This window comes from Streptococcus sp. SM3, assembly GCF_027497875.1.
Window position 1 is genome coordinate 1 of sequence record NZ_JAJNSA010000082.1, and the last position, 10,476, is coordinate 10,476.

12 protein-coding genes are annotated in these 10,476 nt (G+C 42.2%); 11 read left to right on the plus strand and 1 reads right to left on the minus strand.

The features are described 5' to 3' along the window. Together PAN06_RS10655 and deoD are read left to right on the plus strand one after the other, a co-directional pair. A partial coding sequence (locus PAN06_RS10655; protein ID WP_269796282.1) for a chloride channel protein occupies positions 1-304 on the plus strand: 304 nt, incomplete at its 5' end. 558 nt (positions 305-862) lie between these two features. Continuing rightward, on the plus strand, positions 863-1,573 hold the full coding sequence (gene deoD / locus PAN06_RS10660) for a purine-nucleoside phosphorylase (protein WP_000022091.1): 711 nt from the start codon (positions 863-865) through the stop codon (positions 1,571-1,573). A 32-nt stretch (positions 1,574-1,605) separates the two neighbouring features. Here deoD and pavA read toward each other — a convergent pair whose 3' ends face one another. Next, a complete protein-coding gene (gene pavA, locus PAN06_RS10665) occupies positions 1,606-3,261 on the minus strand; it encodes an Rqc2 family fibronectin-binding protein PavA (RefSeq protein ID WP_269796283.1) in 1,656 nt (551 codons plus the stop codon). A gap of 104 nt (positions 3,262-3,365) precedes the next feature. On the opposite strand from pavA, the gene ybeY reads away from it, so the two are divergent. The 9 genes from ybeY to rnr form a co-directional block, all read left to right on the plus strand. Continuing rightward, the gene (gene ybeY, locus PAN06_RS10670; RefSeq protein WP_084924528.1) at positions 3,366-3,863 is read left to right on the plus strand and encodes an rRNA maturation RNase YbeY; all 498 of its coding nucleotides are present in this window, start codon (positions 3,366-3,368) and stop codon (positions 3,861-3,863) included. Next, entirely contained in the window at positions 3,844-4,239 is a 396-nt protein-coding gene (locus tag PAN06_RS10675; RefSeq protein ID WP_084924526.1) for a diacylglycerol kinase, read from the plus strand. The genes ybeY and PAN06_RS10675 overlap by 20 nt, the downstream gene beginning before the upstream one ends. Before the next feature lie 16 nt (positions 4,240-4,255). Then, positions 4,256-5,155: a GTPase Era gene (era, locus tag PAN06_RS10680; protein WP_000143264.1), complete on the plus strand. Its 900-nt coding sequence runs from the start codon at positions 4,256-4,258 to the stop codon at positions 5,153-5,155. A 48-nt stretch (positions 5,156-5,203) separates the two neighbouring features. After that, positions 5,204-6,028, plus strand: coding sequence for a DNA-formamidopyrimidine glycosylase (gene mutM, locus PAN06_RS10685; RefSeq protein ID WP_269796284.1), 825 nt, complete (start codon positions 5,204-5,206; stop codon positions 6,026-6,028). Beyond that, positions 6,028-6,633, plus strand: coding sequence for a dephospho-CoA kinase (gene coaE / locus PAN06_RS10690; protein ID WP_269796285.1), 606 nt, complete (start codon positions 6,028-6,030; stop codon positions 6,631-6,633). The genes mutM and coaE overlap by 1 nt, the downstream gene beginning before the upstream one ends. Next, entirely contained in the window at positions 6,620-7,819 is a 1,200-nt protein-coding gene (locus tag PAN06_RS10695; protein ID WP_269796286.1) for a multidrug efflux MFS transporter, read from the plus strand. The genes coaE and PAN06_RS10695 overlap by 14 nt, the downstream gene beginning before the upstream one ends. Then, a complete protein-coding gene (gene rpmG / locus PAN06_RS10700) occupies positions 7,819-7,968 on the plus strand; it encodes a 50S ribosomal protein L33 (RefSeq protein WP_001809104.1) in 150 nt (49 codons plus the stop codon). The genes PAN06_RS10695 and rpmG overlap by 1 nt, the downstream gene beginning before the upstream one ends. A gap of 39 nt (positions 7,969-8,007) precedes the next feature. Then, positions 8,008-8,241, plus strand: coding sequence for a preprotein translocase subunit SecG (secG, locus tag PAN06_RS10705; RefSeq protein ID WP_000282517.1), 234 nt, complete (start codon positions 8,008-8,010; stop codon positions 8,239-8,241). Positions 8,242-8,342: 101 nt separating this feature from the next. Beyond that, positions 8,343-10,476, plus strand: a 2,134-nt coding sequence (gene rnr / locus PAN06_RS10710) for a ribonuclease R (RefSeq protein WP_269796287.1), incomplete at its 3' end; no start/stop codon positions are given.

The window sequence follows — 10,476 nt, forward strand, 5'->3', positions numbered from 1 at the left end:
TGGTGGTACTCTTACGCCATCTTTTGCCTTGGGGATGGCTGGAGCTGCCCTCTTTGGAATAATTCTAGGTGTGGATAGCCAGCCAACCACTTTACTTTTGGGATCTGTTTGCTTTTTGTCCGTGACTTTGAAGGCTCCCTGGTCTGCAACCGGATTAGTTATAGGTTTCACTGGGCTAGGTATAGATTCTATTCCGTATTTCTTAGTAACAGCTGTTTTAGCCTATGAATTTGCAAAAATGCTAGACCGCTTTCCTTGGGCTAGCATATTGTGTCAGAAGTCAAAGAATAAAGTAATTAGGTAGGAAATGCCCATTTCTTCTAGTCAGGGATTTATCTTAAAAGATTAAAAACTATTGTCAGTTTATCAATAACTGTTTTAAATAAAAATGTAGTAGGCTTATCGGAGTCATGATTGAATACGATTTTTCCTAGCTATGAAATATAAAAATAAAAAAAGAAAGGTAGAGCGTGTGTTCTGATTTGAACACGAGCGGAAAACTTTTCTAAAAACTCAGAAGAGAAGGGGAGTTCGGGCTTGAATTGAAGCCGGTCTAATCTTCTCAATATCATCAAAATTAAGAAAGAAAGGAATTGAACCCACCCTAAAAGCAGTGGGAAAAAGATAGTTGGTCTAGCGAGCATCGCTCACTGCACCCAACTCCTATTTTCCCTTTGCTTTTTGACGGGTTTGGTATCTTTCTGATTATAAATTTTAGAATAAAGAAAGGATGGGTTAACTGTATTCATTGAACTGAATACGGGCGGAGAACTGTGTAAAAAAGATAAACTGTCTAGCATCTGCGATGCGTCGTCAGTTTCCTATTTTTACTTTGTTCTCTGTCGCCCTTTATATCTTAACTATGTCTATCCATATTGCTGCTCAGCAGGGTGAAATTGCTGATAAAATTCTTCTTCCTGGAGATCCTCTTCGTGCTAAATTTATTGCAGAAAATTTCCTTGAAGATGCTGTTTGTTTTAACGAAGTGCGTAACATGTTTGGTTACACTGGTACTTACAAAGGCCACCGTGTATCTGTCATGGGAACTGGGATGGGGATGCCATCCATTTCGATTTATGCGCGTGAGTTGATTGTTGACTACGGTGTGAAAAAATTGATCCGTGTGGGAACAGCAGGTTCTTTGAATGAAGACGTTCACGTCCGTGAATTAGTTTTGGCGCAGGCAGCGGCAACCAACTCTAACATCATCCGTAATGACTGGCCACAGTATGATTTCCCACAAATCGCTAGCTTTGATTTGCTGGACAAGGCCTACCATATCGCCAAAGAACTCGGTATGACCACCCACGTTGGGAACGTTTTGTCATCTGATGTCTTTTATTCAAACTACTTTGAAAAAAACATCGAGCTTGGTAAATGGGGAGTCAAGGCTGTGGAAATGGAAGCAGCAGCTCTCTACTATTTGGCAGCCCAACATCATGTTGACGCCCTTGCTATCATGACTATCTCTGATAGTTTGGTCAATCCAGATGAAGACACGACTGCAGAGGAACGCCAAAATACCTTTACTGATATGATGAAGGTTGGTTTGGAAACCTTGATTGCAGAATAAAATGTAAAAGAAAATCCTGATTTCAAGTAAAATCAGGATTTTTTCATGGATGCAATTTTTTCGGGGTCTGGTGTGACACGGAGGGTCTTTTGTCCTGTGTAAGTGACAAAGCCTGGTTTTCCGCCAGTTGGTTTGTTGAGTTTCTTGACTTCAATCATATCTACCTGAACCAGATTTGACAGGCGACCTTGAGAGAAGTAGGCGGCTAGTTCTGCCGCGTCTGTCTTGACTTCATCGGATGGGTCAAGATTTCCTGAGATGACAACATGGCTTCCAGGAATGTCCTTGGCATGGAACCAAAGTTCCTCCTTGCGGGCCATTTTAAAGGTTAGCTCCTCGTTTTGCAGGTTATTGCGTCCGACATAGATGATGGTTTTGCCATCGCTGGCCTGATATTGTTCTGGTTTTTTGCGTTTCTGGATTTTTTCTCGCTGTCTTCTGCGGATAAAACCAGTTTGAATCAATTCTTCACGGATTTCAGCGATTTCTTCTAGTCCAGCTTGGTTGAGGACGGTCTCCACACTTTCCAGATAGAGAATGGTTGCCTTGGTTTCTTCAATCAAATCAGTCAAGTATTTGACAGCTTCTTTTAGTTTCTGGTAGCGTTTAAAATAGCGTTGAGCATTTTGATTGGGAGTCAAGGCCTTATCAAGCGCAATCGTGATAGGTTGATTAGTATAGTAGTTGTCCATGATAACCTGGTCTTGGTCGTTAGGCACTTGGTGGAGGAAGGTTGTCAGCAATTCTCCTTTTTGGCGAAATTCCTCCGCATTGTCTGTTGCCAGTAACTCTTTTTCTTGTTTTTTCAGCTTATGGCGATTTTTTTGAAGTTCATTTTCAACACGACGAATGAGTTCACTGGCTTGCTGTTTAACGCGGTCGCGCTCAGCCTTGTCCTTATAGTAGGTGTCCAACAAATCAGAAAGATTTGCAAAAGGCTCTCCCACCTGATTTGCAAAAGGAACTGGACTGAAGGAAGTCTCAGTCAAGCATGGCTTGGTTTTTTGACTGAAAAAGTTACGGAAAGTAGATAGTTTATCACTAACCAGAATGTTTTCCAATTCATTTGCCGTATCGCGTCCCAGACCTTGAAAGAGATTTTGAAGATGTTTAGCTGTCGTTTCCCGTGTTTGCAGGATTTCAAAGAGTTTCTCATCTTTGGCAGTAAAGGGATTGAGAGATTCCGTGCTTGGCGGAGCGATATAGGTTGATCCCGGAAGCAAGGTGCGGTAACTATTTTGTGAAAAGCCGACGTGTTTGATTACTTCGAGGATTTTATGACTGCTTTTATCGACCAGTAGAATGTTACTGTGTTTACCCATAATCTCGATAATCAAGGTAGCCTGGATATGGTCTCCAATCTCGTTTTTATTGGAAACTGTCATTTCCACAATACGGTCATTTTCCACTTGCTCAATCGACTCAATCAGGGCACCCTGCAAATATTTTCTCAAAACCATGATAAAGGTGGAAGGTTGAGCTGGATTTTCAAAAGTCGTTTGGGTCAGCTGAATGCGTCCAAAAACTGGATGGGCAGAAAGGAGCAGGCGATGACTTTGGCGATTGCTACGGATTTGCAAGACTAATTCTTGTTCAAAAGGCTGATTGATTTTCTGGATGCGACCGTTCACTAACTCTCTTCGCAATTCCTCAACCATGTGGTGTAAAAAAAATCCGTCAAATGACATCGTTCTCTCCTTGTGATTGTATTCCATAGTATTATATCAAAAAGGTAGAATAAAATCATGGAAATGTGGTATAATAAAGCCAAGTAAAGAGAAACGAGAAGCACATGTATATTGAAATGGTAGATGAAACTGGTCAAGTTTCAAAAGAAATGTTGCAACAAACCCAAGAAATTTTGGAATTTGCAGCCCAAAAATTAGGCAAAGAAGACAAGGAGATGGCAGTCACTTTTGTGACCAACGAGCGTAGCCATGAACTCAATCTGGAGTACCGTGACACCGACCGTCCGACAGATGTCATCAGCCTTGAATATAAACCAGAGTTGGAAATTGCCTTTGACGAAGAAGATTTGCTTGAAAATCCAGAATTAGCAGAGATGATGTCTGAGTTTGATGCCTATATTGGGGAATTGTTCATCTCTATCGATAAGGCACATGAGCAGGCCGAGGAATACGGTCACAGCTTTGAGCGTGAGATGGGCTTCTTGGCAGTACACGGCTTTTTACATATCAACGGCTATGATCACTACACTCCGGAAGAAGAAGCGGAGATGTTCAGTTTACAAGAAGAAATTTTGACAGCCTATGGACTCACAAGACAATAAACGAAAATGGAAAAATCGTGACCTGATATCCAGTTTAGAATTTGCCCTCACAGGAATTTTTACTGCCATCAAGGAAGAACGCAATATGCGAAAACATGCAGTGACGGCTCTTGTAGTCATTCTTACAGGTTTTGTTTTTCAGGTGTCACGAATCGAATGGCTCTTTCTCCTATTGAGCATTTTCTTGGTAGTAGCTTTTGAAATTATCAACTCTGCTATTGAAAATGTGGTGGATTTGGCCAGTCACTATCACTTTTCTATGCTGGCTAAAAATGCCAAGGATATGGCGGCTGGCGCGGTATTAGTGGTCTCTCTTTTCGCAGCCTTAACAGGCGCATTGATTTTTCTCCCACGAATCTGGGATTTATTATTTTAAATATCAAGAGGAAATTATGACTTTTAAATCAGGCTTTGTAGCCATTTTAGGACGTCCCAATGTTGGGAAGTCAACTTTTTTAAATCATGTCATGGGGCAAAAGATTGCCATTATGAGTGACAAGGCGCAGACAACGCGCAACAAAATTATGGGAATTTACACGACTGATAAGGAGCAAATTGTCTTTATCGACACACCAGGGATTCATAAACCTAAAACAGCTCTCGGAGATTTTATGGTCGAATCTGCCTATAGCACCCTTCGTGAAGTGGACACCGTTCTTTTTATGGTACCTGCTGATGAAGCGCGTGGTAAGGGGGATGATATGATTATCGAGCGTCTCAAGGCTGCCAAGGTTCCTGTCATTTTGGTTGTGAACAAGATCGATAAGGTTCATCCAGACCAACTTTTGTCTCAGATTGATGATTTCCGTAATCAGATGGACTTTAAGGAAATTGTACCAATCTCAGCCCTTCAGGGCAATAACGTCTCTCGTCTAGTGGATATTTTGAGTGAAAATCTAGATGAAGGATTCCAGTATTTCCCGTCTGATCAAATCACAGACCATCCAGAACGTTTCTTGGTTTCAGAAATGGTTCGCGAGAAAGTCTTGCACCTAACTCGTGAAGAGATTCCGCATTCTGTCGCAGTAGTTGTTGACTCTATGAAACGAGATGAAGAGACAGACAAGGTTCACATCCGTGCAACCATCATGGTCGAGCGTGATAGCCAAAAAGGGATTATCATCGGTAAAGGTGGCGCTATGCTTAAGAAAATTGGTAGTATGGCCCGTCGTGATATCGAACTTATGCTAGGAGATAAGGTCTTCCTAGAAACCTGGGTCAAGGTCAAGAAAAACTGGCGCGATAAAAAGCTAGATTTGGCTGACTTTGGCTATAATGAAAAAGAATACTAAGTAGAGGTGGGCTCATGCCTGCTTCTTGTTTTTACAGAAGGAGGACTTATGCCTGAATTACCTGAGGTTGAAACCGTTCGTCGTGGCTTAGAAAAATTGATTTTGGGTAAGAAGATTTCGAGTATAGAAATTCGCTATCCCAAGATGATTAAGACAGATTTGGACGAGTTTCGAAAGGAAGTGCCTGGTCAAGTTGTTGAGTCAATGGGACGTCGTGGTAAATATTTGATTTTCTACCTGACAGACAAGGTCTTGATTTCCCATCTGCGGATGGAGGGCAAGTATTTTTACTATCCAGACCAAGTACCTGAACGCAAGCATGCCCATGTTTTCTTTCAGTTTGAAGACGGTGGAACCCTTGTTTATGAGGATGTACGCAAGTTTGGTACTATGGAACTCTTGTCTCCTGACCTTTTGGATGCCTACTTTATTTCTAAAAAATTAGGTCCTGAACCAAGCGAACAAGACTTTGATGTGCAGGTCTTTCAAGCTGCCCTAGCCAAGTCCAAAAAGCCTATCAAATCCCATCTTCTAGACCAGACCTTGGTAGCTGGACTTGGCAATATCTATGTGGATGAGGTTCTTTGGCGAGCTCAGGTTCATCCAGCTAGACCTTCCCAGACTCTGACAGCAGAAGAAGCGACTGCCATTCATGACCAGACCATCGCTGTTTTGGGACAGGCTGTTGAAAAAGGTGGTTCTACCATTCGGACCTATACCAATGCCTTTGGGGAAGATGGAACCATGCAGGATTTTCATCAAGTCTATGACAAGGCTGGTCAAGAATGTGTACGCTGTGGCACCATCATTGAGAAAATCCAATTAGGCGGACGAGGCACCCATTTTTGTTCTCAGTGCCAAAGGAGGGGCTGATGGGAAAAATCATCGGAATCACAGGTGGAATTGCCTCTGGCAAGTCAACCGTGACAAATTTTCTAAGAAAGCAAGGCTTTCAAGTGGTGGATGCCGACGCTCTTGTTCACCAACTACAGAAACCTGGTGGTCGTCTATTTCAGGCTCTAGTCCAGCATTTTGGGCAAGAAATCATCCTTGAAAACGGAGAACTTAATCGCCCTCTCCTAGCTAGTCTCATCTTTTCAAATCCTGAAGAACGAGAATGGTCTAAGCGAATCCAAGGAAAGATTATCCGTGAGGAACTAGCTACATTAAGAGAGCAATTGGCTCGGACAGAATCCATTTTTTTCATGGATATTCCCCTACTTTTTGAACAGGACTACAGCGCTTGGTTTGATGAGACATGGTTGGTCTATGTGGACCGAGATATTCAAGTAGAACGCTTAATGAAAAGGGACAACTTGTCTAAAGATGAAGCTGAGTTTCGTCTGGCAGCCCAGTGGCCTTTAGAGAAAAAGAAAGATTTGGCCAGCCATGTTTTAAACAATAATGGAAATCAGGACCAGCTTCTTACTCAGGTGTTCTCCCTGCTTGAGGGAGGTAGGCAAGATGACAGAGATTAATTGGAAGGATAATTTGCGCATTGCCTGGTTTGGTAATTTTCTGACTGGAGCCAGTATTTCTTTGGTTGTGCCTTTTATGCCCATCTTTGTGGAAAATCTGGGTGTAGGGAGTGATCAAGCTGCTTTTTATGCAGGTTTAGCTATTTCTGTCTCTGCTATTTCCGCAGCACTCTTTTCTCCTATCTGGGGTATCCTTGCCGACAAATACGGTCGAAAACCCACGATGATTCGTGCAGGTCTAGCCATGACCATTACTATGGGAGGATTGGCCTTTGTCCCAAATATCTATTGGTTGATCTTTCTTCGTTTATTAAACGGTGTATTTGCAGGATTTGTTCCCAATGCAACGGCCTTGATAGCCAGTCAGGTTCCCAAGGAGAAATCGGGTTCTGCTCTTGGGACTTTGTCCACAGGAGTAGTTGCAGGTACTCTAACTGGTCCCTTTATTGGTGGCTTTATCGCAGAATTATTTGGCATTCGTACGGTTTTCTTACTGGTTGGTAGTTTTCTATTCTTAGCTGCTGTTTTGACTATTTGCTTTATCAAGGAAGATTTTCAACCAGTAGCCAAGGAAAAGGCCATTCCAACAAAGGAATTATTTACCTCTGTCAAATATCCCTATCTTTTGGTTAATCTTTTTCTAACCAGTTTTGTCATCCAATTTTCAGCCCAATCAATCGGCCCTATTTTAGCACTTTATGTGCGCTACTTAGGCCAGAAAGAGAATCTTCTCTTTGTATCAGGTTTGATTGTATCCAGTATGGGCTTTTCCAGTATGATGAGTGCAGGAGTCATGGGAAAGCTAGGTGACAAGGTGGGCAATCATCGTCTCTTAGTTGTAGCCCAGTTTTATTCAGTTATCATCTATCTTCTCTGTGCCAATGCCTCTAGTCCTCTCCAACTGGGACTCTATCGATTCCTCTTTGGCCTGGGAACCGGTGCCTTGATTCCCGGGGTTAATGCGCTACTCAGCAAAATGACTCCCAAAGCTGGTATTTCGAGGGTCTTTGCCTTTAATCAGGTATTCTTTTATCTGGGAGGTGTCGTTGGGCCTATGGCAGGTTCTGCAGTAGCAGGTCAATTTGGCTACCATGCAGTATTTTATGCGACAAGCCTTTGTGTTGCCTTTAGTTGTCTCTTTAACCTTCTTCAATTTCGATCATTATTAAAAGTAAAGGAAATCTAGTGCGAGTAAAAATTAATCTCAAATGCTCCTCTTGTGGCAGTATCAATTACCTAACCAGTAAAAACTCAAAAACCCATCCAGACAAGATCGAGGTTTTAAAGTATTGTCCCAAGGAAAGAAAAGTAACCCTACATCTTGAATCTAAGTAGATTTTATGGTAAAATAATAGGGATTTTAAGGAGTTTGATATGTATAACCTATTATTAACCATTTTATTAGTATTATCTGTTGTGATTGTGATTGCGATTTTCATGCAACCAACCAAAAACCAATCCAGCAATGTATTTGATGCCAGCTCAGGTGATTTGTTTGAACGCAGTAAAGCACGCGGTTTTGAAGCTGTAATGCAGCGTTTGACAGGGATTTTAGTCTTTTTCTGGCTAGCCATTGCCTTAGCATTGACGGTATTATCAAGTAGATAAGAAAATAATGGGCAGGACTAGGTCTTTGCCTCTTTTTATTTTTAAATGATGTTTGTGAAGGTTTTACAGTAAAAGGAAATTAAATAATCTAGAAAGAAAATATGAAAGATAGAATAAAAGAATATTTACAAGACAAGGAAAAGGTGACTGTCAATGACTTGGCTCAGGCTTTGGGAAAAGACGGTTCCAAGGATTTTCGTGAGTTGATTAAAACCTTGTCCCTAATGGAAAGGAAGCACCAGATTCGTTTTGAAGAAGATGGTAGTCTGACATTAGAAATTAAGAAAAAACATGAGATTACTCTCAAGGGGATTTTTCATGCCCATAAAAATGGCTTTGGATTTGTTAGTCTGGAAGGTGAGGAGGACGACCTTTTTGTAGGGAAAAACGATGTCAACTACGCTATTGATGGTGATACCGTCGAGGTCGTGATTAAGAAAGTCGCTGACCGAAATAAAGGAACAGCTGCCGAAGCCAAAATTATTGATATCTTAGAACACAGCCTGACAACTGTTGTCGGTCAAATCGTTCTAGATCAGGAAAAGCCCAAGTATGCCGGCTATATCCGTTCGAAAAACCAGAAAATCAGTCAACCGATTTATGTGAAGAAACCAGCCCTTAAACTAGAGGGAACAGAAGTTCTCAAGGTCTTTATCGATAAATACCCAAGCAAGAAACATGATTTCTTTGTCGCGAGTGTTCTCGATGTGGTGGGACACTCAACGGATGTCGGAATTGATGTTCTTGAGGTTTTGGAATCTATGGACATTGTATCTGAGTTTCCAGAAGCTGTTGTCAAGGAAGCAGAAAGTGTTCCTGATGCTCCGTCTCAAAAGGATATGGAAGGTCGTCTGGATCTAAGAGATGAGATTACCTTTACCATTGATGGTGCGGATGCCAAGGACTTGGACGATGCGGTGCATATCAAGACCTTGAAAAATGGAAATCTAGAGCTTGGTGTTCACATCGCAGATGTTTCCTACTATGTGACCGAGGGTTCTGCCCTTGACAAGGAAGCCCTTAACCGAGCGACTTCAGTCTATGTAACAGACCGAGTGGTTCCAATGCTTCCAGAACGACTGTCAAATGGCATCTGTTCCCTCAATCCTCAAGTTGACCGCCTGACCCAGTCTGCCATTATGGAAATTGATAAACATGGTCGTGTAGTCAACTACACCATTACACAAACAGTTATCAAGACCAGTTTTCGTATGACCTATAGCGATGTCAATGATATCCTATCAGGTGACGAGGAGAAGAGACAAGAATATCAGAAAATTGTTCCAAGTATCGAACTCATGGCCAAGCTTCATGAAACTTTAGAAAATATGCGTGTGAAACGTGGAGCCCTCAATTTTGATACCAATGAAGCGAAGATTTTAGTGGATAAACAGGGTAAGCCTGTTGATATCGTCCTTCGTCAGCGTGGCATTGCCGAGCGTATGATTGAGTCCTTCATGTTGATAGCCAACGAAACAGTTGCCGAGCATTTTAGCAAGCTGGATCTACCTTTCATTTATCGAATTCACGAGGAACCTAAGGCTGAAAAAGTTCAGAAGTTTATTGATTATGCTTCGAGCTTTGGCTTGCGCATTTATGGGACTGCCAGTGAGATTAGCCAAGAGACCCTCCAAGACATCATGCGTGCTGTTGAGGGAGAACCTTATGCAGATGTATTGTCCATGATGCTTCTCCGTTCCATGCAACAGGCCCGCTATTCGGAGCACAATCACGGCCATTATGGATTAGCGGCTGACTATTATACTCACTTTACTAGTCCGATTCGTCGTTATCCAGACCTTCTTGTTCACCGTATGATTCGGGATTACGGCCGTTCTAAAGAAATAGCCGAGCATTTTGAACAAGTGATTCCAGAGATTGCGACCCAGTCTTCCAACCGTGAGCGTCGTGCCATCGAGGCTGAGCGTGAAGTCGAAGCCATGAAAAAGGCTGAGTACATGGAAGAATACGTGGGTGAAGAGTACGATGCGGTTGTGTCCAGCATTGTCAAGTTTGGTCTCTTTGTCGAATTGCCGAATACAGTTGAAGGCTTGATTCACATCACTAATCTACCTGAATTTTATCATTTCAATGAGCGGGATTTGACTCTTCGTGGGGAGAAATCAGGAACAACCTTCCGTGTAGGTCAGCAAATCCGTATCCGAGTTGAAAGAGCCGACAAGATGACGGGTGAAATTGACTTCTCTTACATCCCAAGTGAGTTTGATGTGATTG